The 21,370-nt window shown below is 52.7% G+C and carries 22 protein-coding genes and 2 tRNA genes; 8 read left to right on the top strand and 16 right to left on the bottom strand.

All coding sequences use genetic code 11. The features are described 5' to 3' along the window. Nucleotides 1-2: 2 nt before the first annotated feature. The 3 genes from ACUY4S_RS13435 to mdtK form a co-directional block, all read right to left on the bottom strand. A tRNA-Val gene (locus tag ACUY4S_RS13435) sits at nucleotides 3-79 on the bottom strand. Nucleotides 80-91: 12 nt separating this feature from the next. Continuing rightward, a tRNA-Val gene (locus tag ACUY4S_RS13430) sits at nucleotides 92-168 on the bottom strand. A 151-nt stretch (nucleotides 169-319) separates the two neighbouring features. Next, nucleotides 320-1,693, bottom strand: a complete 1,374-nt coding sequence (gene mdtK / locus ACUY4S_RS13425; RefSeq protein WP_312685990.1) for an MdtK family multidrug efflux MATE transporter — start codon at nucleotides 1,691-1,693, stop codon at nucleotides 320-322. Between the two features lie 319 nt (nucleotides 1,694-2,012). Here mdtK and ACUY4S_RS13420 point away from each other — a divergent pair, with 319 nt between their 5' ends. Then, entirely contained in the window at nucleotides 2,013-2,651 is a 639-nt protein-coding gene (locus ACUY4S_RS13420; protein WP_312685992.1) for a riboflavin synthase subunit alpha, read from the top strand. Between the two features lie 67 nt (nucleotides 2,652-2,718). Here ACUY4S_RS13420 and cfa read toward each other — a convergent pair whose 3' ends face one another. Both cfa and punC read right to left on the bottom strand, forming a co-directional pair. After that, nucleotides 2,719-3,867, bottom strand: coding sequence for a cyclopropane fatty acyl phospholipid synthase (cfa, locus tag ACUY4S_RS13415; RefSeq protein WP_458023324.1), 1,149 nt, complete (start codon nucleotides 3,865-3,867; stop codon nucleotides 2,719-2,721). A gap of 311 nt (nucleotides 3,868-4,178) precedes the next feature. Further along, nucleotides 4,179-5,372 carry a purine nucleoside transporter PunC gene (gene punC / locus ACUY4S_RS13410; protein WP_458023325.1) on the bottom strand — a complete coding sequence of 398 codons (1,194 nt, stop codon included), beginning with the start codon at nucleotides 5,370-5,372 and terminating at the stop codon, nucleotides 4,179-4,181. Between the two features lie 114 nt (nucleotides 5,373-5,486). Between punC and punR the strand changes: the two genes are divergently transcribed. Beyond that, nucleotides 5,487-6,398: a DNA-binding transcriptional activator PunR gene (gene punR / locus ACUY4S_RS13405; protein WP_312685998.1), complete on the top strand. Its 912-nt coding sequence runs from the start codon at nucleotides 5,487-5,489 to the stop codon at nucleotides 6,396-6,398. Nucleotides 6,399-6,417: 19 nt separating this feature from the next. Here punR and purR read toward each other — a convergent pair whose 3' ends face one another. Continuing rightward, nucleotides 6,418-7,443 carry an HTH-type transcriptional repressor PurR gene (gene purR, locus ACUY4S_RS13400; RefSeq protein WP_312686000.1) on the bottom strand — a complete coding sequence of 342 codons (1,026 nt, stop codon included), beginning with the start codon at nucleotides 7,441-7,443 and terminating at the stop codon, nucleotides 6,418-6,420. A 297-nt stretch (nucleotides 7,444-7,740) separates the two neighbouring features. Here purR and cydH point away from each other — a divergent pair, with 297 nt between their 5' ends. Together cydH and ACUY4S_RS13390 are read left to right on the top strand one after the other, a co-directional pair. Then, nucleotides 7,741-7,830 carry a cytochrome bd-I oxidase subunit CydH gene (gene cydH, locus ACUY4S_RS13395; RefSeq protein ID WP_312686002.1) on the top strand — a complete coding sequence of 30 codons (90 nt, stop codon included), beginning with the start codon at nucleotides 7,741-7,743 and terminating at the stop codon, nucleotides 7,828-7,830. A gap of 176 nt (nucleotides 7,831-8,006) precedes the next feature. Then, the gene (locus tag ACUY4S_RS13390; RefSeq protein ID WP_458023326.1) at nucleotides 8,007-9,176 is read left to right on the top strand and encodes an MFS transporter; all 1,170 of its coding nucleotides are present in this window, start codon (nucleotides 8,007-8,009) and stop codon (nucleotides 9,174-9,176) included. A gap of 34 nt (nucleotides 9,177-9,210) precedes the next feature. Here ACUY4S_RS13390 and sodB read toward each other — a convergent pair whose 3' ends face one another. Beyond that, the gene (gene sodB / locus ACUY4S_RS13385) at nucleotides 9,211-9,792 is read right to left on the bottom strand and encodes a superoxide dismutase [Fe] (RefSeq protein ID WP_458023327.1); all 582 of its coding nucleotides are present in this window, start codon (nucleotides 9,790-9,792) and stop codon (nucleotides 9,211-9,213) included. A 122-nt stretch (nucleotides 9,793-9,914) separates the two neighbouring features. Next, a complete protein-coding gene (locus ACUY4S_RS13380; RefSeq protein ID WP_312686007.1) occupies nucleotides 9,915-10,748 on the bottom strand; it encodes a C40 family peptidase in 834 nt (277 codons plus the stop codon). Nucleotides 10,749-11,075: 327 nt separating this feature from the next. Here ACUY4S_RS13380 and ACUY4S_RS13375 point away from each other — a divergent pair, with 327 nt between their 5' ends. Continuing rightward, entirely contained in the window at nucleotides 11,076-11,420 is a 345-nt protein-coding gene (locus ACUY4S_RS13375; protein WP_312686009.1) for a Grx4 family monothiol glutaredoxin, read from the top strand. Nucleotides 11,421-11,643: 223 nt separating this feature from the next. Here the strand turns inward: ACUY4S_RS13375 and ACUY4S_RS13370 are convergent, their stop codons facing one another. From ACUY4S_RS13370 to ACUY4S_RS13350, 5 genes are all read right to left on the bottom strand, one after another. Then, nucleotides 11,644-12,579, bottom strand: a complete 936-nt coding sequence (locus tag ACUY4S_RS13370; protein WP_312686012.1) for an omptin family outer membrane protease — start codon at nucleotides 12,577-12,579, stop codon at nucleotides 11,644-11,646. 604 nt (nucleotides 12,580-13,183) lie between these two features. Beyond that, complete coding sequence (gene rnt / locus ACUY4S_RS13365; protein ID WP_312686014.1) at nucleotides 13,184-13,834, bottom strand: ribonuclease T; 651 nt, start codon at nucleotides 13,832-13,834, stop codon at nucleotides 13,184-13,186. Nucleotides 13,835-13,925: 91 nt separating this feature from the next. Next, nucleotides 13,926-14,333, bottom strand: coding sequence for a lactoylglutathione lyase (gene gloA / locus ACUY4S_RS13360; RefSeq protein ID WP_312686016.1), 408 nt, complete (start codon nucleotides 14,331-14,333; stop codon nucleotides 13,926-13,928). A 95-nt stretch (nucleotides 14,334-14,428) separates the two neighbouring features. Next, the gene (locus ACUY4S_RS13355) at nucleotides 14,429-15,523 is read right to left on the bottom strand and encodes an alkene reductase (protein ID WP_312686018.1); all 1,095 of its coding nucleotides are present in this window, start codon (nucleotides 15,521-15,523) and stop codon (nucleotides 14,429-14,431) included. Between the two features lie 55 nt (nucleotides 15,524-15,578). Next, nucleotides 15,579-16,175, bottom strand: a complete 597-nt coding sequence (locus ACUY4S_RS13350; protein WP_312686020.1) for a TetR/AcrR family transcriptional regulator — start codon at nucleotides 16,173-16,175, stop codon at nucleotides 15,579-15,581. A gap of 120 nt (nucleotides 16,176-16,295) precedes the next feature. On the opposite strand from ACUY4S_RS13350, the gene ACUY4S_RS13345 reads away from it, so the two are divergent. The 3 genes from ACUY4S_RS13345 to sodC all read left to right on the top strand — a co-directional run bounded on the left by ACUY4S_RS13345 (nucleotide 16,296) and on the right by sodC (nucleotide 18,081). After that, a complete protein-coding gene (locus ACUY4S_RS13345) occupies nucleotides 16,296-16,535 on the top strand; it encodes a DUF1289 domain-containing protein (RefSeq protein ID WP_312686022.1) in 240 nt (79 codons plus the stop codon). Between the two features lie 48 nt (nucleotides 16,536-16,583). Next, entirely contained in the window at nucleotides 16,584-17,480 is an 897-nt protein-coding gene (locus ACUY4S_RS13340; protein ID WP_312686023.1) for an aldo/keto reductase, read from the top strand. Nucleotides 17,481-17,559: 79 nt separating this feature from the next. Further along, the gene (gene sodC, locus ACUY4S_RS13335; protein WP_312686024.1) at nucleotides 17,560-18,081 is read left to right on the top strand and encodes a superoxide dismutase [Cu-Zn] SodC; all 522 of its coding nucleotides are present in this window, start codon (nucleotides 17,560-17,562) and stop codon (nucleotides 18,079-18,081) included. Here the strand turns inward: sodC and ACUY4S_RS13330 are convergent. From ACUY4S_RS13330 to ACUY4S_RS13320, 3 genes are read right to left on the bottom strand one after another with little or no spacing between them, the layout of a single operon-like run. Next, nucleotides 18,074-20,086, bottom strand: a complete 2,013-nt coding sequence (locus ACUY4S_RS13330) for an FUSC family protein (RefSeq protein WP_458023328.1) — start codon at nucleotides 20,084-20,086, stop codon at nucleotides 18,074-18,076. The two genes, sodC and ACUY4S_RS13330, sit on opposite strands and share 8 nt — an antisense overlap. Then, nucleotides 20,086-20,946, bottom strand: a complete 861-nt coding sequence (locus tag ACUY4S_RS13325; RefSeq protein WP_458023331.1) for an efflux RND transporter periplasmic adaptor subunit — start codon at nucleotides 20,944-20,946, stop codon at nucleotides 20,086-20,088. The genes ACUY4S_RS13330 and ACUY4S_RS13325 overlap by 1 nt, the downstream gene beginning before the upstream one ends. Further along, nucleotides 20,946-21,185: a DUF1656 domain-containing protein gene (locus ACUY4S_RS13320; protein WP_312686026.1), complete on the bottom strand. Its 240-nt coding sequence runs from the start codon at nucleotides 21,183-21,185 to the stop codon at nucleotides 20,946-20,948. The genes ACUY4S_RS13325 and ACUY4S_RS13320 overlap by 1 nt, the downstream gene beginning before the upstream one ends. Nucleotides 21,186-21,370 lie beyond the last annotated feature (185 nt).

Here is a 21,370-nt window from a genome sequence, read left to right as displayed (position 1 = left end):
AATGGTGCGTCCGAGTGGACTCGAACCACCGACCCCCACCATGTCAAGGTGGTGCTCTAACCAACTGAGCTACGGACGCACTGAAGAAGGATGGTGCGTTCAATTGGACTCGAACCAACGACCCCCACCATGTCAAGGTGGTGCTCTAACCAACTGAGCTATGAACGCAGTGTTGCGGTTGACAACGGGGACGAATATTAGCGGCAGGTCAGGGAAGTGGCAAGCAGAAAATGGCAATTTTCTTCCTGAATTCACCCGATTGCGGAACAACTGAACAAAACGTCGTGAAAGTAGCCGCCAGCGGGCGGCTACCGCCATTTTAATGCGCAGCGCGCTGCAAAATTGTCGCCGAAGGCTGGCGTTGCAGGAAACGCATGCGCAGCATCATCATAATTGCAGCCGATGTCAGGCCAATAATAAAGCCTGTCCAGAACCCCGCCGGGCCCATCCTGTCGACCAGCACATCCGTCAATGCCAGCGTGTAACCTGCGGGCAATCCCAGCACCCAGTAGGCAATAAAGGTGATATAGAAGATTGAGCGTGTGTCTTTATAACCACGCAGGATACCGCTGCCGATCACCTGAACAGAATCTGAGATCTGATAAATCGCCGCTAATAACATCAGATGTGATGCCAGCGCGACCACCTCCGGATTTTTGTTGTAGAGCAGGGCAATGTGCTCGCGCATCAGCACGGTAAAAATCGCTGTGAGCGCTGCCATACAGACACCGACAATCAACCCGGTATGGGCTGACGTTTTGGCATCGAGTGTCGAACCCTGCCCAAGACGAAAGCCCACGCGGATTGTCACCGCAGCCGCCAGCGACATCGGCAGTACAAACATCAGTGAACTAAAGTTGAGCGCAATCTGGTGACCGGCAACATCAATAATACCGAGTGGCGAAACCAGCAGGGCCACAACGGCAAATAACGTGACCTCGAAAAAAAGCGCCAGTGCGATAGGCAACCCCAGTTGCGTCAGGCGCTTCAGCGCCCCGGCATCGGGTTTGGCAAAACGCTGCATTTTTTGAATATCCCGCATTGCAGGGGCGCGTTTTACATACAACCGCATACCAATAAACATCACCCAGTAGACGGAGGCGGTCGCTACACCGCAACCCACACCGCCCAGCTCCGGCATGCCAAAATGGCCATAAATAAAGATATAGTTCACCGGAATATTGACCAGTAACCCAAGAAATCCCATTACCATGCCGGGTTTGGTACGGGCAAGGCCTTCGCACTGGTTACGCATGACCTGGAAAAAGAGGTAACCCGGCGCGCCCCACATCAGCGCACGTAAAAAACGTACCGCTTTTTCGGCCAGTAACGGGTCAATGTTCTGCATCGCATGAATGATATGCCCGGCATTCCACAGCACAATCATGATCAGTAATGAGACAAAACCTGCCAGCCAGAAACCTTGCCCGACCTGGTGCGCAATGCGATCGCGACGACCCGAACCGTTAAGTTGGGCAATGACCGGGGTCATGGCCAGCAACAACCCATGGCCAAATAGAATCGCGGGAAACCAGATAGAGGTTCCGATGGCCACAGCCGCCATATCTGTGGCGCTGTAACCCCCGGCCATCACCGTATCAACGAAGCCCATCGCTGTCTGGGCTACCTGCGCGAAAATAACTGGCAATGCGAGGGCCAGCAATTGACGCGCTTCTGCAACATACTTCTGCACGTGAACACCTTTTATATTGTTTTGTAGTTATTAGAGAGAATGGAACAGCTAATCAGGAAGGAGTTTTATCCTTGTGCTAAACGATGCCACAGCGTAATAAATGTGGCATGTGCTCAAATAGTACCTGCTATGTGCTTTTTTTGCCACGTTAACCATAGAACAAAATTATTTCTTATCGGGCGCTGATTTGCACAACTTATCATCATCTGTCAGGGAAAACGGGTGCCCCCGGGATTGTGACTGGCAAGGGCAATTTTCACCTGTTATTGTGCGTAAAGAAAACGGTCACGCCGTATGAATGGTAACAGGAGTGGTAGGTATGTTTACTGGTATTGTACAGGGCACGGCAAAACTGGTGTCTATTGATGATAAACCCAATTTCCGCACCCACGTTGTTGAACTCCCTGAGTATATGCTGGAGGGCATCGAAACCGGTGCGTCGATCGCCAATAATGGCTGTTGCCTGACGGTCACGGCGATCAACGGTAGCCATATCAGTTTTGATTTGGTGAAAGAAACACTGCGGATTACTAACCTCGGTGAATTAGAGATCGGGGATACGGTCAATGTTGAACGCGCCGCCAAATTTAGCGACGAAATCGGCGGGCATTTAATGTCCGGCCATATTATGACCACCGCTGAAATCGTCAAAATCCTCACCTCCGAAAATAACCGGCAGATTTGGTTCAAGGTGCAGGATCCTGCACTGATGAAATACATTCTTTATAAAGGCTTTATCGGCATTGACGGTATCAGCCTGACGGTGGGTGAAGTCACGCCCACGCGTTTCTGCGTTCATTTGATTCCGGAAACATTACAGCGCACTACGCTTGGGGCGAAGAAACTGGGTCATCGCGTGAATATTGAGATCGATCCGCAAACGCAGGCGGTCGTGGATACGGTAGAACGTGTGCTGGCCGCGAAAGAAGCCGCTGTTGTGGTGATCAACGAAGAGTGATCCTGACGGGCAAAATAACAGAGGCCGCACTGGAAACAGGGCGGCCTCTGGTCCTCTGCGACATGCGTTAGCGCGCGACGCGCAACCCGTTTTCCACACCCCGGCTAAAAACAACCTGCCAAAGCTGAATATCCCGTGCACGGAAAGCGCCCGCGCAGGCGTTCAGGTAGTAACTGAACATACGTTTAAAACGTTCGGAGTAGTTGTCGGCGATTTCCGGCCAGGCGGCAAGAAAACGCTCATACCATGCCATCAGTGTACGATCATAATCGGCGCCAAAATTATGCCAGTCTTCCAGCACGAAATGGGGTTCGCTGGCTTCGGCTATCTGGCGCACTGAAGGCAGGCAGCCGTTAGGGAAAATGTAGCGGTTGATCCACGGGTCAACATTATGGTCAGTCTGATTTGAACCGATGGAGTGCAGTAAAAACAGCCCTTCCGGTTTCAGGTTACGGTCAACCACCCTGAAGTACGTGGCGTAATTTTTCGGCCCAACGTGTTCAAACATGCCGACCGAGACAATGCGGTCGAACTGGTCATGCAAATCGCGGTAATCCTGCAGGCGAATATCCACATCCAGCCCTTCGCAACGCTGCCGCGCCAGTTTTTGCTGCTCAGCAGAAATGGTCACGCCCACCACGCTGACACCATAATTTTGCGCCATAAATTGCGCCAGACCACCCCAGCCACAACCAATATCCAGCACGCGCATACCCGGTTTTAACTGCAGCTTTTCACAGCAAAGCGTCAGCTTAGCCCGTTGTGCGTCGTCCAGCGTTTTGGCCTCTTTCCAGTAGGCGCAAGAGTATTGCATCTGTGGATCCAGCATGCGGGTAAACAGATCATTACCAAGATCGTAATGCTCTTTACCGACAATCCAGGCCCGTTTTTTACTTTGCAGATTAAATAATCTTGCTCCGGCAATGCGGAGTGTATCTTTTAAGTGGTGCGGGAGTTGTTTTTCGAGGCCAGCGCGGAGCACTTTGGTAAAGAAGATATCCAGACGGTCGCAGTCCCACCAGCCGTCCATATAACTTTCGCCGAGTCCGAGCGAACCCTCTTGTAATACGCGTTTAAAAAAATCAGGATTTTTCACCTGAATATCCGACGCCGCAGGACCGTTAATCTGAATACCTGCGCGGCTCAGTAGTTCGTTTGCTATACGGAACCAATTATCATCCCGTACGCTAACTTCTTCTATACACGATGAACTCATAACTTCTCCATCACTCATCAGTGATCAGAACCTTCAAACAGCGTAGACGCTTTTTCGGGCTTGTGAGAAATCTCACGGTTTTCGCCGTGAGGCTGATATCCGACGTAGAACAGAGGAAGGGAGACGACCCTTGCCAGAATGGTCTTCCATGGCACAACGGGCGCTATCCAACGCCCGTTAATTGATAATATTTATCGTATTTATAGAACAGCGAAATTTAGTATAGGCTTCAATATCAGGTGATTCAACAGAAAACTGTTAGCATGCTAATCAGTGACTTAAGCATAGTCGCTGGCGCGACTATGCGATGTTTACCGCGAGGTGGTGACGGTATCTGTTGCAGTGGCGTCACGGTGTTGGGCACGTTGCAGGCGATAACCAACCGTTGCCAGCACCACCATTGATAGCATTACGCTGGTGGTGGTCAGCAGCGGTGTCGCAATCAGCCAGGAAACCATCAGACTGGCGAGGAAACATAACCCCAGTTGCAGCGTATTTTGCAATGCTGCGGCACGGCCGGTGGCCTGCGGGAAAGGGCGTAGCGCCTGGGCCACAACAATGGGATAGATAGCGCCGTTTGCCATTGCCATGAAACAGAAGGGGATCAGCAGCGCGGTGAGTGACACGCCAGGCATAAAGCCCACGGCCCAGGTTGCCATTACACTCAGCGCGAACCCGCTCAACAACCACGGTAATAACTGCTCTCCCTGCCATTTTTGCAGGGCGGCGCGGCAGCCGTAACCGCCAATCAGAAAAGCAATCGTCTGCGGCACATAGCTCAGGCCGATCACCGCGGGGCCATAACCCATGTCGTGCAGAATAAACGGCGAACCGGTCAACCAGGCGAAGAAGCTGGCCGAGCAGGCAGCATAGATAATCACGTTACCGCGATAATCTCTGGCGCGGAGCAGATCCATAAAAGTCAGCGGCTGCGCGTCATGCGCGGCTGCTTTTGTTGAGGGTTTAAGCCGTAACGCCGGGATCATCAACAGTAAGGTAATCATCAGCAGCGTGGCGAAAATGGCCTGCCAGGAGAGATGCGCGAGGATCCAGGCACCCAGCAACGGTGCCAGTGCCGGTGTCAGCCCGACCAGCGGCATAATGGTCGCGAAGATACGGTTCACGCGATGTGACGGATAGTGATCCGTTACCAGAGCCTGCCAGCTTACCGTAGCGGCACACACGCCGACAGCCTGTACAAAACGCAGGACCAGCAATAATGTGGCATCCCGCACCCATAGAGTGCCCAGGCAGCCGATGGCGAAAATAGCCAGCCCGCTTAACAGGACAGGTTTGCGACCATACCGATCCGATAACGGCCCCCAAATCAGCTGCGCGACAGCGAAGCCAGCGAGAAACAAACTGAGCGTGGCGCTGACCACCGCGGAGGAGGTTTGTAAATCTTGCTGTATCGCGCTGAAAGCGGGCAGGTACATATCGGTGGCTAAAAAGCCCAGTACGCTTAAGCCCGCGAGCCAGACTAAAAATCCTTTGCCAGGTTGCATGGTGATATTTTATCTCTTGTGCAGGTGTTCAGGGGAGTCGAGTGTAAGGAGTGCATTGCTGCTTGTGAAACGCTAATATTTGCGTGGTGATTTCAATTTTTTTGCAGGCAGATTATGTGGTCTGAATATTCTCTTGAAGTGGTTGATGCTGTCGCACGGAATGGCAGTTTTAGCGGCGCAGCGCAGGAGTTGCATCGTGTGCCTTCTGCGGTGAGCTATACCGTGCGCCAGCTGGAGGAGTGGCTGGCGGTTCCGCTCTTCGAGCGTCGCCACCGTGACGTGGAATTAACACCTGCAGGCGTCTGGTTTTTGAAGGAAGGGCGCTCTGTTATCAAAAAAATGCAGGTCACACGTCAGCGGTGTCAACAGATTGCCAATGGCTGGCGTGGGAAACTGGCGATTGCCGTCGATAATATCGTCAGGCCCGCCCGAACCCGGCAATTGATCGTCGATTTTTATCGTCACTTCGACGATGTGGAATTGCAGGTCTACCAGGAAGTATTTAACGGCGTCTGGGATGCGCTGGCCGACGGGCGAGTTGAACTGGCTATTGGTGCCACTCAGGCGATCCCGGTGGGCGGGCGCTATGCGTTCCGCGATATGGGTATGTTGAGCTGGAAGTGCGTTGTTTCCAGCCGTCACCCGCTGGCGAGCCTCGACAGCCCGTTGAGTGATGAAACGTTGCGCAACTGGCCTTCATTGATCCAGGAAGATACTTCCCGTTCTCTGCCAAAGCGGATCACCTGGCTGCTGGATAACCAGAAGAGGGTGCTGGTACCGGATTGGGCCTCGTCGGAAGCGTGTCTGTCGGCAGGGGTATGTGTGGGAATGGTCCCGTCGCATTTTGCCCGGCCATGGCTGGAAAGCGGAGACTGGGTAGCGCTGGAACTTGAAAATCCCTTCCCGGATGCAGCCTGTTGCCTGACATGGCAACAAAACGAAGCCTCGCCAGCGCTAAACTGGTTGCTGGACTATTTGGGCGACAGTGAAACACTGAACCGGGAATGGTTGCGGGAGCCGGAGTGAAGGCTCCCACCGAAAAGTATTAACGACGGTAGTCGCGGAACGGGCCGTCAGCAACCGAACGGCGCTCAATCAGGCGCGGATGGACTTCAATGGATTGCGATTCTTCACGTTTGTTAACGATGCGATCCAGCAGCATGGTAAACGCCGTTTCTCCCAGCGAGTCTTTCGGCTGATGGATAGTGGTCAGTGACGGCGTAAAGAAACGGGAGTTGCGCACATTGTCGTAGCCAATGAGCGAAATATCCTGCGGTACGCGCAAGCCCATTTCATCGGCGGCACAGAGCGCGCCCATGGCCATAATATCGCCCCCACAGAAGACGGCTGTCGGACGGTGCGCCTGCGACAGGATCTGCTGCATAGCGCGATAACCGGACTCCGGCTCAAAGTCACCCTGCACAATCCAGCTTTCCGGCACGGTGATCATGGCTTCGGTCATGGCTTTCATAAAGCCTGCCAGACGCCCAGCGCCGGTGTTGCGCTCCAGCGGCCCGGGAATAACGCCAATGTCACGATGCCCACGCTCCACCAGATAACGACCAGCCATATAGCCGCCTTCAAAGGCGTTATCAATCACCGAGTCAGTAAAGTCAGCTTTGGCTTCGCCCCAGTCCATCACCACCATCGGAATATGGCGGTACTCTTCCAGCATGCTGAGCAGCGACTCCGGATATTCCGAACACATCACTAACAAACCATCGACGCGTTTTTGCGCCATCATGGACAGATAAGCGCGTTGTTTTTCAAGGTCATTCCAGGCGTTGCCGAGAATCAGGGTATACCCTTTCTGAAAACACTTTTTCTCGACAGCTTCAATGATTTCAGCGAAATACGCCGCTTCGCTACTGGTTGCCAGCAAACCGATCGATTTGGTGTGATTCACCTTCAGGCTGCGCGCGACGGCGCTGGGTGAATAGTGCAACTCTTTGATCGCCGCCCACACAGCATTGCGCGTCTCTTCGGCGACGAAACGGGTTTTGTTAATTACGTGTGATACAGTTGTGGTGGAAACGTTTGCTCGCTTCGCTACGTCTTTGATCGTTGCCATCAGATGTCACTCCAGACCATATCTTAAGCTCCTGATAATACATAAGGTAAACGTTTGCCTTCAATCACCCTGTACCCGCGAAAGGGAATGCGGTACGCCGGGAAAAAGACACTGGACGTCAGGAGGGGAGTCAATGGCCGGTACGCTAATAAATTTAGCGTCGAATTTTGTCTGATCTTGAGCAAAAGGGGAAGAGATAAAACATTCGTCTCACGAATTCCTGCAAGATTTTTATGATTATTTGTGCAAAAATGCGCTAACGCACTTTTTGTGTGGAAATTAAAACGGAGAAAATTGATGAGCACCGACCTGAAGTATTCACTGTTCACCACCATTATCGTTCTGAGCCTGATTGTTTTCGGCGCTCTGACCGCAGCTCTGCATTGATCCCGCGCGAGGGAGAGGCTTTTTCTCCCTCCGTTTTGCCCGCTTTTCTGCCCATTGTTATCAAACCCGCAATAATCTTTTGTCATTTTGCTAACTGCTGTTTTTTGTGATTACTGTCATACTTTTGGCTTCTACAACAGTGTCATCCACCGACACGGTGTTTCCGGAGTCTATCTATGAAAGTGAATTTTCCTTTGCTTGCCCTGGCGATTGGCGCCTTCGGCATTGGCACCACTGAGTTCTCCCCGATGGGGTTACTGCCAGTGATTGCCCGCGGCGTTGATGTTTCTATTCCGGCGGCGGGGATGTTGATTAGCGCATATGCCGTCGGTGTGATGGTCGGTGCGCCGTTAATGACACTGCTACTTTCACATCGCGGCAGACGTAACGCGCTGATCTTTTTAATGGCGATTTTTACGCTCGGTAATGTGCTTTCAGCAATCGCACCGGATTACGCCACGTTGATGCTGGCGCGTATTGTTACCAGTCTTAACCACGGTGCCTTTTTTGGTCTTGGCTCGGTGGTCGCAGCCAGTGTGGTGGTGAAAGAGAAACAGGCCAGCGCCGTGGCCACCATGTTTATGGGGCTAACCATTGCCAATATTGGCGGCGTGCCTGCAGCCACCTGGATGGGCGAAACCATCGGCTGGCGGATGTCGTTTTTAGCTACCGCAGGCCTGGGCGTGATAGCGATGCTGAGCCTGTTTTTCTCGCTGCCGAAAGGTGGCGCGGGCGAGCGCCCCGATGTGCGTAAAGAGCTGGCCGTGTTGCTGCGTCCGCAAGTCTTATCGGCACTGCTCACGACGGTGTTGGGCGCCGGTGCGATGTTCACGCTTTATACCTATATTGCGCCGGTGCTGCACACCATCACTGACGCAACGCCGGTCTTTGTTACCGCCATGCTGGTATTAATCGGTGTCGGCTTCTCGATTGGTAATTATTTGGGCGGTAAGCTGGCGGATCGTTCTGTAACCGCTACGCTGAAAGGTTTTCTGGTGCTACTGATAGCTATTATGCTGGCGATCCCGTTGCTGGCGCAAAGTCAGGCAGGTGCGGCTATCAGTATGGTGATCTGGGGTGCGGCGACCTTTGCTGTGGTGCCACCGCTGCAGATGCGCGTGATGCGTGTCGCGCATGAGGCACCTGGCTTATCGTCCTCTGTCAATATTGGGGCATTTAATCTCGGTAATGCGCTGGGTGCCGCCGCCGGCGGTGCGGTGATTTCGGGTGGTCTGGGTTACGCCTTTGTGCCGGTGATGGGGGCGATCATCGCCGGGCTGGGACTGCTGCTGGTGCTGTTTACCCGTCGTTCGCAAGCGGAGCGTGTCTGTACTGCGCTAGAGTGATTAAGCAGGAGGGGAGATTTCCCCTCCTGTCATCTCAGGCGGCGAAATTTTTTGCCACAAACTCCCAGTTTACCAACGCCCAGAAGTGTTCCAGATAGTTCGGACGGGCGTTACGGTAGTCAATGTAATAAGCATGTTCCCAGACATCCACCGTTAACAGCGGCGTGGCATTGGTAGTGAGCGGTGTACCGGCATTCGAGGTCGATACAATCGCCAGTCCGCCATCCGCTTTCTTCACCAGCCAGGTCCAGCCTGCGCCAAAGTTTTTCACTGCTGCTTCAGTAAACTGCGCCTTAAAGTCGGCCACGCTGCCGAAGGATGTCTCAATGGCAGCGGCCAGTTCGCCAGTTGGCTCACCACCTGCATGAGGGGCCAGGCAGTGCCAGTAAAAAGTATGGTTCCAGACCTGCGCTGCGTTATTGAACACGCCGCCTTCGCTGTTTTTGATGATCGCTTCCAGCGTCTGGCCTTCAAACGCGGTGCCTTTGATCAGGTTGTTAAGGTTTGTGACATAGGCCTGATGGTGCTTACCATAGTGGTATTCGAGTGTTTCGGCCGAAATATGTGGCGCCAGGGCGTCTTTTGCATACGGTAATGCAGGTAATTCGAACGACATTGCTGCTCTCCTTCATTATTTTAATACACTCAATAGCCCTACTGAGTGTATGGATAGAGTAGCAAATAGAAAGCGCTGGCAAAAGAGAGAGTTACCTGCCGCCTGCGCGGCAGGTGATGAAATTAGCGGATGGTTTTCGGCGTGACAACGCGACGTGCGCCGACATAGTGACGCTGCCAGTAATCTTCACTCAGGGACGTCACCTGAATATCCTGGCCGCTGCGAGGCGACTGAATGAATTTGCCGTTGCCTACGTATACGCCGACATGATCGGCAGTCCCGCGCCCTTGTGTGCGGAAGAATACCAGGTCGCCGCTTTCCAGTTCAGCCACGTTCACGGGCGAGGCATCACGCAGGTGATACATTTCATTGGCGGTACGTGGAATACGGAATTTCACCAGATCCTTATAGGCGTAGTAGACCAGACCACTGCAATCAAACCCGGTGTTCGGTGAGGTGCCACCCCAGTGATACGGTTTGCCAATCTGATTCATCAGTTTAGACATCGCCGTTTTTTGCGCTTTCTGGATGCGAACTTTGTGCGCATCAGCAATGGTTGCCGGTTTGCTGCTTTTGACTTTTATACAGTGTGGCTTGTGGCCTTTGCGCGGCGTACATTTTTCCGTCCAGGTGACGGTTGCGGTTTTAACCTGGCTGGGCTTGCTACGACGCGAAGAGAGTTGGCTGGCTTTGCTGCTGGTGGTGACTTTCTTTACTGAAGACTTTTTGGTCTCCGTGGTTTTTTTAGTGGTTGTTTTTGTTACTGCATTGCGACTGTTTTTCTTTGTGGTCTTTTGTGAAGTGCTTTTTTTCTTACGTTCGGATGCTTTCACCAGATGCGATTTTTGCACGGCCGACGCTCGCGCTTGTTCAGAAGCGCTGGCTAATGGCGTGAAAGAAAGCGTAGTGAACAACAAAGCACAGAGCGTGACTGAAGCCTTAGGTATCCGCGCCACTGAGCAATCCCCTGTTAGAGCAGGCATTAAACATGCATGCATATGATTTTCAAAACCCGTCGATTCTAATCCATAAAAAGCCCAAAAGTTAATAGTGTTTTTGCATCTATAGCTTCGTTTCGTTAACAAGCGCAAAAAAAAGCGGCAAAACGTTTCGATCGTGAGTAAGAGTTAAGCAACAGGCGCAATCCGAATTGTGCACATTCATCGTTTAGATGAAACATTTAGAAAGCAGTACGTAAAACGCTAACAAATTGTTATTTTCTGTTAGAGGCATGAGCCGTTACAATGTTTGTATCTGCCGAAGATGTTGAAGGAAGTAAGACAATGAGCACGACTATTGAAAAAATCGAACGTCAAATCGCTGAAAACCCGATTCTGCTGTACATGAAAGGTTCTCCGAAGCTGCCAAGCTGTGGCTTCTCCGCGCAGGCTGTACAGGCGCTTACTGCCTGTGGCGAACGTTTCGCCTATGTGGATATTTTGCAAAATCCGGATATCCGTTTTGAACTGCCGAAATATGCTAACTGGCCGACCTTCCCGCAACTGTGGGTGGAAGGCGAATTGATTGGCGGCTGTGACATCATCATTGAGATGTACCAGCGTGGCGAACTGGTTCCCCTGATTCAAGAGACTGCAGCAAAACATAAAGACCAGCCGTCAGCGGAATAAGGCTCGCCTGATATTCCATAAACGTCAAAGGGTTCATGTTTGTGCATGAACCCTTTTTTACTGCAGAAGAAAACCACAGCCTGCGGACGCGGTCCTCGATGGGTTTTGACCCTAAGTTAACGTGCCGGAATTAAATCTCACTGAAGGGCAGACCCTGTTTTAAGGCGCTGGATATATCTTCTTTGATGTAATCAACACCGACTCCTATAGCAGCATCTTTACATCAGAAGGTGTATTTCACTCCCGCTGTGGTGAGAAAGTTGTAATTTTCTATGCCGCCAGCGTCTCTGTAGTCTGTCGAAACGCCACTGCGGTAGTTATTGACGTTAACGTTGGTCTTTTTATTGGTTGCACGATTCCAGGTCCCTTCGACATAAACTTTGACATTTTCCGAGACGTAATAACCGACATTGGCTGCCAGCGAAAAGTAATCTTGGCCGCTGCTCTTATCGGTAAAGGTCAGGGTCCTCAGGTAATGCTCATCGTTTCCTGTAACCCGCGCCCATGCGCTGTATTTAAATGTGCCGCCGATTTCAAAATCCCGGTAACGGTACTGACCGGTAACACCGATATACGGTACGCTGAAACGCTGTTTATAGCCGATACTCATCACATTTGGCGCAAAGGTGCCGGTATTAGCGCCGTTATTGTAGCTATAACTCCCGCCACGGCTGTTAAAGCTAAAGCGGCTCTCCTGGTACCCTGCCATGACACCCATGCGCCATTCAGGGTATTTGAAAATCCAGCCGGTCGCGTGAATATCGAACTGGTTGGAAAAATTAAGATGCGTATTCGGGTGTGAGCTATGATCTGTCCAGCCATTTTGAGAGGCGCTTTGCCAGTCATAGTCATCCATCCGCCCTTCTTTGCGGGTGAAGGTGGTCCAGCCTGAGGTGCCAAGCGAAAACCACGGCATGGCACTCCATTCCAGCGAGCCCTGAATCACCGCCGCGTTGCTATAACGCCAGTCCAGTTGGCTGACTTTACGTCCCCCTTGTGCCGGGGAATATGCCCTTTCGCTGGTTTTTCCACCCAGTGAGCCCAGGTTCACACCCGCAGTAACGTGATCCCAGTTAAACATTGGAGGTTGAGGTTCTGCCATGGCTGAATAAGCCAGTGGCGCGCAAATCGCAAAAGCGAAAATTTTTAACATGTGCATCAGTTCACCTTAATTTAAAGAATCTCCAAATGGGTACCTCTGTGAAGATGTGTTAACAGGATGTTGCTGCGTAACGCATTTGCTTTGCTAATCATTAACCCATGCATAGGACATCATTCAGGTACGCAAAAGGATCATCGGCTGCACTGACGCAAATTTTATGCTGGAAGGGTAAATGGGATAATTAAGCTTTCATTTGTGATTTTCCATACATATTAATTGTGTTATTTTTAATTTTGTGGTTTTCAAATCTAATAAAATAATAATTTACAGATAAAAGTTCTTTTTATTACATCTTATGTATTCTTAGCCAATTCAGCATGTTTATGAGTTTTTTGTTGTTATAACGATATTTTATAAAGTTAAGCATATGTGATGCGTTCAGCCATCACGGTAAAAAATAGTTATCGCCGGTAATCAAAAAATGCGCTGATGAAGGATGTTTTTTACAATGCAGGAGAAGAGACAAACGAGCGCGAGAAACCAAAACAGCCTGCGACGGGGGGTATTGTGCGCTGGAGTCGGGGTGGGCGTATCTTCCGGCAGGCACCGAGGCCTGCCAGAAACAAGATAATCAAAGCCAGTCATCTGGCGAGATGGGTTTTTATGCCTGTGGTTCGGCAGGCGGAAGCGGCCAGCCACCAAGGCGCTTCCAGCGGTTAACGATTTCGCAGAAAAGCAGGGCGGTTTGCTCAGTATCGTACAAGGCGGAATGTGCCTGTGTGGCATCGAAAGCAATGCCTGCAGCGGTACAGGCTTTTGATAACACCGTTTGTCCGAGGGCGAGGCCGCTCAGTGACGCGGTATCGAAAGTGACAAAGGGGTGAAACGGGTTGCGCTTCAGCGAGGCGCGTTCTGCGGCGGCCATCATAAAACTGTGATCGAACGTAGCATTATGCGCCACCATGATGGCACGATTGCAGCCCTGATCTTTGATGCCCTTGCGTACCATTTTGAATATGGCATGAAGCGCATCGTATTCACTCACCGCGCCACGCAGCGGATTGGTCGGATCGATACCGTTGAAGGCCAGCGCTTCCGGCTGCAAGTTTGCTCCTTCAAATGGCTCAACGTGAAAGTGCAGCGTAGTGTCTGGCATCAGCCAGCCGTTTTCATCCATTTTCAGGGTAATGGCGGCGACTTCCAGCAGCGCGTCGGTTTTGGCGTTAAACCCTGCGGTTTCGACATCAATCACGACAGGATAAAAACCGCGAAAACGGTCGCACAGACCAGCAAGTTGAGCGTTATCGGACATCAGGATCTCTTGAGACGGAAAAATGGCAGCGCATTATGGCAAATTTTACGAAGGGATGTAAAACAGCGGGCGCGAAGAGCGCCCGAAAGGATCAGTTACCCAGACCGTGGCCTGCGTCTTTCTCTTCAATCAGCTCAATTTTGTAGCCGTCAGGATCTTCGACAAAGGCAATAACGGTGGTGCCGCCTTTAACCGGGCCCGCTTCACGCGTAACGTTGCCGCCATTTTTACGGATCGCTTCGCAGGCTTCTGCCGCATTTGGCACACTCAAGGCAATGTGACCGTAAGCGGTGCCCAGGTCATAGCTTTCTACGCCCCAGTTGTAGGTCAGCTCAATCACCGCTTCGTCGGTTTCCGGGCCATAGCCCACAAACGCCAGAGAGTACTTATACTCCGGGTTTTCACTGGTGCGCAGCAGTTGCATTCCCAGCACGTTGGTATAGAAATCGATGGAGCGTTGCAGGTCGCCAACGCGCAGCATGGTGTGAAGTAAGCGCATAATGTCCTCTTTTATAAATGGTTTAACCTTGCGGTCAGAAACACTGTTTTAGTATAGCGGCGGGAAGCCGCCGCTATCAATCAACAATCAGAGGATCACAACGTTGGGTAGTCCGTATAGCCCTCGGCGCCACCACCGTAAAAGGTTTCCGGGAATTGTGGGTTCAGCTCGGCTTTCAACTGCAGGCGTTTTACCAGATCCGGATTAGCAATATAGGCGCGGCCAAAGGCGACGGCATCAATTAAGCCTTTTTCAATCAGATCTTCCGCTTTTTCCGGGGTATAAGCACCTGCGCCGATAATCGGTCCATGGAAGCGTTCACGTACTTTCTGGCGGAAGGCTTCGGTGTAAGGCTGGCCGCCTGCCCAATCCGGCTCGGACATATGCAGATAGGCGATGCCACGTTTGCCCAGCTCTTCAATCAGATACAACGCGTCAGCTTCTTCATTCGGGCCGTTGTCGGTGTTCTGGAACGAGCCAATCGGAGAAACACGAATACCAATACGGTCGGCGCTCCACTCTTTGCTCACGGCATCGACCACTTCCAGCACCAGACGGGCACGGTTTTCGACGCTGCCGCCGTACTGATCGGTACGGTGGTTAGCGGAAGGCGACAGGAACTGGTGCAGCAGGTAGCCGTGGGCGGAGTGCAGTTCGACCAGATCGAAACCGGCTTCGCGCGCATTGGCAACGGCCTGGCGGAAATCGTCAACGATGCCCGGAATTTCGTGGGTTTCCAGCGCGCGTGGCATGGAGGTATCTTCACGAATGGCATTGCCGTTGGCATCACGTAGTGAGGTACGGGTACCTGCGCTGATGGCGGAAGGGGCTACTGGCGCTGCGCCACCGGGTTGCAGGCTGTTATGAGAGATACGACCGGTGTGCCACAGTTGTACAGCAATACGACCGTCATCACCATGTACTGCGTCGGTGATTTTTTTCCATGCGGCGATTTGTTCCGGGCTGTGCAGCCCTGGCGCACCGGCATAACCTTTTGCCTGCGCGGAAATCTGCGTGGCTTCACTGATAATCAGACCGGAACTGGCGCGCTGGCGGTAGTACTCCGCCATCAATGGCGTCGGGATATCGCCCGGCTCAATACTGCGCAAGCGCGTCAGCGGCGCCATCAGAACACGGTTTGGTACGGTAATTGCGCCCACTTTCAGCGGCGTAAATAATTTACTCGACATAACAACTCCTGAATAGACCGGTCGACTAGTGGTAAAAGAAATAAAAACGCCTGAATTATTCAGACGTGGTAATGATGGATTGCACATGCGCCAGCGCGCTTTCCAGCGGAAGGGCGCTGCGCGAAATTTTTGCCTGCAAATTAGCTCCGAGCCACAGCGCATACAACACCTGCGCCTGGGTGAACGCATCGCCAGCGAAAGACAGACTTTGCTCGCGCCGTCCTTTTTCAATCGCATCTGCGAGGAGGGCGATGACACCGCTGGCGCCTTTGTCCATTGCTGCACGCATATCTTCCGACAAATCGCACACTTCAGCAGAGAGTTTCACCGTCAGACAACCGCTAATGATGCCCTGCTGACAAAACTGATTGAGCGTTTCCTGGTAGTAGGCCAACACTCTGTCACGGTAATTTCCTGCGCCACTGGCAAAGTGATTGGCCAGTCGCTGGTGATACCCGGCGTAATGACGCTCAAGCAATGCCACGCCGAAGGCCTCTTTCGAGCGAAAATAGTGATAGAAAGAGCCTTTCGGTACTTCGGCTGTTTTCAGTAATTCGCTCAGGCCCATACCGGTAAACCCGCGATGCATGCAAAGCCGCTCGCCGGTCGCCAGTAAATGTTCGCGTGTGTCGTGTTCGGTATGTCTGGTCATCAGATTACTGTACTAGACCAATCGGTCTGTTGCAATTGGCAAACAATGCGCTTTAGGGGTTGCGCGTTATGACCTGGCAGTCTTCAATAGAAGTAGACGCTTGCATTGCAGGAGAGGACAGTGCCAGAACAACTGGAGTTTTTCCCTATCCAGAGCCCGTGCCGGGGAATTTGCCAGTCCGATGATAAGGGCTTTTGCCGCGGCTGTATGCGGAGCCGGGATGAACGTTTCAACTGGCAGCACATGAGCGACACGCAAAAGCAGGAGGTTCTGCGTCTGTGTCGCCAGCGTTGGCTGCGCAAAATGCGCGCCGCGAAATCACTTCCTCCCGAAGAACCTCAGCAGCCTTCACTGTTTTGACGCCGTAATTGCGTATAATCGAAGGAAATTACCTTCGAGGAAATCGTTATGGTTCAACGTATTGCCCTTGCGCCGCAAGGTCCGGAGTTCTCCCGCTTTGTTATGGGTTACTGGCGTTTACTGGAATGGAAAATGTCTGCCCGGGAGCTGGTCGGGTTTATTGAATCTCATCTTGAACTGGGTGTGACAACTGTTGATCATGCCGATATTTATGGCGGATATCAGTGTGAAGCCGCATTTGGCGAGGCGTTGAAGCTGGTGCCGCAGTTGCGCGCGAAGATGGAGATCGTCAGCAAATGCGGTATTGCCACTACCGCTAAAGCTGAACATGCCATTGGTCATTACATTACCGATCGCTCTCATATTATTCACAGCGCAGAGCAATCGCTCAGCAATCTGTCGACTGACTATCTGGACCTGTTGTTGATCCACCGCCCGGATCCGTTAATGGATGCGGATGAAGTGGCTGAGGCATTCCTCAACCTGCACCAGAGTGGTAAGGTGCGCCACTTCGGCGTTTCTAATTTCACCCCGGCGCAATTTGCGCTGCTGCAATCCCGCTTGCCATTTACACTTGCCACTAACCAGGTGGAAATTTCCCCGTTGTATCAACCGCTGCTGCTGGACGGTACGCTCGATCAGTTGCAACAGCTGCGCGTGCGCCCGATGGCCTGGTCCTGCCTTGGCGGTGGCCGTTTATTTAATGACGTGGAATACCAGCCGCTACGCGAAGAACTGAGGGCCGTGGCGCAGGAACTGAATGCGGATAACATCGAGCAGGTGGTATATGCCTGGGTAATGCGTCTGCCGTCGCAACCGTTGCCGATCATTGGCTCGGGTAAAATCGAACGTGTACGGGCAGCATTAGGGGCAGAACAGTTGCAAATGACCCGCCAGCAGTGGTTCCGCATTCGTAAAGCGGCGCTGGGTTATGACGTTCCATAAAGCCGCACAGGCGACTTTCCGGTGAAATCTTTTACCCTGGTTTAGACTTACAGGGTAAAAGTAATTCTAAGGAGGTCATATGAAGCGTTTTAGTCTGGCAATACTGGGGTTGTTAGTCTGTGCCGGCGCGCAGGCAGCCAGTGAAGAAGTGGATATGCATCTCGTTACCGCTCAGGGAATAGGGCAATCGATCGGCAGCGTAAAAATCAGCGAAACCGATAAGGGCCTGGAGTTCACTCCCGATTTGAAAGCCCTGCCGCCGGGCGAACATGGTTTTCACGTGCATGCCAAAGGCAGTTGCGAACCAGCAATGAAAGAGGGCAAAGCGTCGGCGGCGGAAGCGGCAGGCGGCCATCTTGATCCTCAACATAGCGGTAAACATGCTGGTCCTGAAGGGGACGGGCATTTGGGCGATTTACCCGTGCTAGTGGTGAATAACGACGGTAAAGCTACGGAAGCGGTGGTCGCGCCACGGTTGAAAAAACTTAGCGACGTGAAAGATAAAGCGCTGATGGTGCATGTTGGCGGCGATAATATGTCCGATCAACCGAAACCGTTGGGCGGCGGTGGCGCGCGTTACGCCTGTGGCGTTATCAAGTAAGCGTGCCAGCCGGTGGTGCCTGTTCCAGTTGCGACAGTGCGCAATACAGGCGCCAGACAACGGAGGCCAGCTCGCGAGCAGCGGGTTGATGGTGTTTACCCAGCGTCGTACAAATCTGCTGCAGTTCTGCCAGCGTGGCGGTAAGCGTTCGTTGCTGAACGCCACGTTCACTCATCACATCACGCAGTAAGGCGATGCAAATATCACGCACTTTTGATAAAGGATCGGAACGGATCTCCCATTCACGCAGTTGCCAGACCACATGTGAACAGTTCAATAATACGACGCCCCAGCGCAACAGCCAGCGGCGCGCCAGGGCATCTTTGCTGTTACTGAGTTGACTGATGTGATGGTAGACCACCGATTCAAACGCATGTTCGCTCAGTTGCGGTATGCGGCTAAGTTGATCGACAAAACTGCGGCGCAATGCGCGAATATGACGGCGACTTTTTCGCGCGTCTGACCCAGGACGCAGGACGGCGAAGGCCAGCCAGGCCAGTGCCACACCGAGGATCTTCGCCAGGTTGTCATTTAAGAAATCGGCAAAGTCATACACCGGCGGATTAGTTACAGCGATAAACGAGCCCATAAACACAATCAACTGCCCCCACAGTCCGGCCAGTTTCGGCATTTGCAGTTTCAGCAACTGCAGTGTGGTCAGTAACGGGAACAGAAACAGCAAAAACGAAGCGAGCTCGTTGATTTGCACCATCAGCCCAAACTTCACCACAAAGCTGAACAGCGACAGCAGCGTTAAGGTGCGCAGCAGTAGCGTCAATGAGTTGAATGGCGCTGGTGAAACCGAGTAAAGCACACAGCTAATTGCCGCCAGTGTCAGTGCCGCCGGGCCGCTTTCCCACTGCGTGGTAATGCTCCATGCACCAACCAGACTGAGTGCACAGAAGGTGCGCAGCCCGCTCCAGAGCGCCTCAGCGTGGTCGGTATAGCGCATTAAACCCGGACTGCGGGGCACCGTATAAGCGCTGATCGGCGTGACATTCTCCACTCGTAACAGCCAGCGGCTGCTGACCAGATACAAACGACAAAAATAACGTAAACGCTGCCAGAAAGCCCGATGGCGGTAATCGTCAGTCTCTTTTGGCGCGAGGGGGGCAATGATCCGCGCCACAGTTAGCGCATCGGTATGCGGATGCGCCAGCGCAGCCAGTAACTGCTCAAGAACCGGGCGCAGATTCGCCGGGGCATCGGGCCAGTTCAGCAGCATTCTGCGCAGGCTGGAGATCACGCTGGTCATGCGTAATTGCTGATGCAGCAACCAGGTCAACAGCGTATTTTGCCGCCGGAAGCGGTAATGACTCCAGAAAGCCTGAATGCGCAGTAAATTTGTCGTCAGGATCTGGCCAATCACACTTTCATGGGCGCTGCGGATAGCATCAGTTGTTTCGGGTTGCCAGAGCAGGCTGGCGTGTTCCAGCAAGCGTGCGTGCATCTTTTTCAGCGCGGTAAGCAGCGCCGGGCCATCGGCGGTGCCGGGCAGGATCATCATCATCATGCCGCCGCACACGATGCCAAGTATTACCTCGCATACCCGCGCCTGGGCAATATCCCACAATTCGGTGATATCGGTGACATTCACCATTGTAAAGGCAATGATCGCCGCAGTGTAACCGGCCAGCTGGCAGGCATAGGCGACATTATTGCTGAACTGGGCGCAGGCCCAGGTACACAATGCAATCCAGCCGGACATCATAAACAGAAACAGCCATGGATCGTTCAGCGTCTGCCCGGCAATGATCAGCGCGGCGCAGGCCCCCAGCAGACTACCCGCAATACGCCCAAGGCTTTTACTGATGACGCCACCCACAGTAGGGAAACTGACCACAGCGGCGGAGGTCAGCGCCCAGTAAGGCTCGTCGAGATCAAGATAATACGCCACCGTCAGCGCCAGACACATGGCGATGCCGTTGCGCAATGCATATCGCCACTGACCGGCGCTGGCTTTCACCCACGGCAGTTTGTTCCAGAGCGAGAGCGGCGAGATCATCACCGACCGCCGATGGCTACGGTGCAGGTGGTGCCGGAAACCAGGGTGACATCCTGCGGCACACTGTCGAGCTGGATCCGCACGGGCACGCGTTGCGCCAGGCGCACCCACGGTACGTTAGGTTTGATATCCGGTACCAGTCCGCTGTCTGTTTCTATGCTCTGATCATAAATGGCACGACCAATACTGGAAACGTGACCCTGTAACGTTACGTTGCCGCTGTAGAGAACAATTTTCGCCGTCGCGCCAGGATGAATATGGCGCAGTTTGGTCTCTTCGAAATAGCCCATCACATAAAACGAATGACCATCCACCAGTGCAAAAATAGGTTGCCCGGCGGTTGCGTAGTTCCCTTTGCGCGCGGTGAGGTTTGTGACCCAGCCATCGACAGGCGCTTTGACGTCTGTTTGTGTTAACTGCCATTTTGCCTGTGCCAGTTGGGCCCCGGCGGCAGCGACACTCGCTTGTGCCGCTTTTACACTAATATTGGCAGTATCGAGATCTTCCGCGGAGATGTAGTTTTGCGAAAGATGACGACGGCGGTTGGCTTCGTTATTGGCTTTTGCCAGTTTGGTCTGCGTTTTGGCCAACTGAGCTTCGGCGTTAAGGACAGCAATGTGGTAGGGGGTGTCGTCAATGCGAAACAGTATGTCGCCAGCTTTTACCCACTGGTTATCGGTGATATGAAGCTCGCGGATACTGCCGGAAACCTGCGGAGTAATACTGACCTGCTCGGCGCGGACTTTGCCGTCGCGCGTCCAGGGCGATTGCATGTAATAGTTCCACATCCACCCTGCGGCGACAATTGCCACTGCCAGCACCAGTAACGTGGAAAAATATTTCAGCGATTTCAGATTCATCATGACCACACAATCAACAAGCCGAGGGCGAGGCTCAGCGCAATAACAAACAGAGAAAGATCCATCAGGATGGGGTGCCAGATGTCGCCGGCATAGATCCAGTCACGCAGGGCGCGGTGGGCAATAAGCCACAGTAAAAAGCCCAGCATCACCGCTTTAAATAAGGGAGGAAAGTAAACCGATGCGCCGAAAATCAGGTCCTGCAGGGGGAGAACCGGGGAACTGGAAGTTAACTTCACGCGTAGGTGTCCTGTGCCGTCACGCACATCGCCGGGACAGGAGAGACAGTCATAAAAGCGCGAAAATTACACCATAATAACGGTGTAACGCGCTGCAATTGCCCTGACGAGTGCTGCAATACATTTGTTTTAGCAATATAAATACTGCAAACTATTTTAAAATGAGTATAATAACTTAGCAAGCT

Source organism: Kosakonia beeri (assembly GCF_054165705.1).
This window is presented reverse-complemented; position numbering and strand designations above follow the sequence as displayed.

What these genes read in the sequence shown, in the direction of transcription:
- cydH (WP_312686002.1), top strand. Translation starts at nt 7,741, where the DNA reads ATGAGCACCGACCTGAAGTATTCACTGTTCACCACCATTATCGTTCTG.
- ACUY4S_RS13350 (WP_312686020.1), bottom strand. Translation starts at nt 16,175, where the DNA reads ATGACCAGACATACCGAACACGACACACGCGAACATTTACTGGCGACC.
- gloA (WP_312686016.1), bottom strand. Translation starts at nt 14,333, where the DNA reads ATGCGCTTACTTCACACCATGCTGCGCGTTGGCGACCTGCAACGCTCC.
- ACUY4S_RS13375 (WP_312686009.1), top strand. Translation starts at nt 11,076, where the DNA reads ATGAGCACGACTATTGAAAAAATCGAACGTCAAATCGCTGAAAACCCG.
- purR (WP_312686000.1), bottom strand. Translation starts at nt 7,443, where the DNA reads ATGGCAACGATCAAAGACGTAGCGAAGCGAGCAAACGTTTCCACCACA.
- sodB (WP_458023327.1), bottom strand. Translation starts at nt 9,792, where the DNA reads ATGTCGTTCGAATTACCTGCATTACCGTATGCAAAAGACGCCCTGGCG.
- ACUY4S_RS13370 (WP_312686012.1), bottom strand. Translation starts at nt 12,579, where the DNA reads ATGCACATGTTAAAAATTTTCGCTTTTGCGATTTGCGCGCCACTGGCT.
- ACUY4S_RS13325 (WP_458023331.1), bottom strand. Translation starts at nt 20,946, where the DNA reads ATGAATCTGAAATCGCTGAAATATTTTTCCACGTTACTGGTGCTGGCA.
- cfa (WP_458023324.1), bottom strand. Translation starts at nt 3,867, where the DNA reads ATGAGTTCATCGTGTATAGAAGAAGTTAGCGTACGGGATGATAATTGG.
- ACUY4S_RS13420 (WP_312685992.1), top strand. Translation starts at nt 2,013, where the DNA reads ATGTTTACTGGTATTGTACAGGGCACGGCAAAACTGGTGTCTATTGAT.
- punR (WP_312685998.1), top strand. Translation starts at nt 5,487, where the DNA reads ATGTGGTCTGAATATTCTCTTGAAGTGGTTGATGCTGTCGCACGGAAT.
- ACUY4S_RS13330 (WP_458023328.1), bottom strand. Translation starts at nt 20,086, where the DNA reads ATGATCTCGCCGCTCTCGCTCTGGAACAAACTGCCGTGGGTGAAAGCC.
- ACUY4S_RS13390 (WP_458023326.1), top strand. Translation starts at nt 8,007, where the DNA reads ATGAAAGTGAATTTTCCTTTGCTTGCCCTGGCGATTGGCGCCTTCGGC.
- ACUY4S_RS13355 (WP_312686018.1), bottom strand. Translation starts at nt 15,523, where the DNA reads ATGTCGAGTAAATTATTTACGCCGCTGAAAGTGGGCGCAATTACCGTA.
- sodC (WP_312686024.1), top strand. Translation starts at nt 17,560, where the DNA reads ATGAAGCGTTTTAGTCTGGCAATACTGGGGTTGTTAGTCTGTGCCGGC.
- ACUY4S_RS13340 (WP_312686023.1), top strand. Translation starts at nt 16,584, where the DNA reads ATGGTTCAACGTATTGCCCTTGCGCCGCAAGGTCCGGAGTTCTCCCGC.
- rnt (WP_312686014.1), bottom strand. Translation starts at nt 13,834, where the DNA reads ATGTCCGATAACGCTCAACTTGCTGGTCTGTGCGACCGTTTTCGCGGT.
- punC (WP_458023325.1), bottom strand. Translation starts at nt 5,372, where the DNA reads ATGCAACCTGGCAAAGGATTTTTAGTCTGGCTCGCGGGCTTAAGCGTA.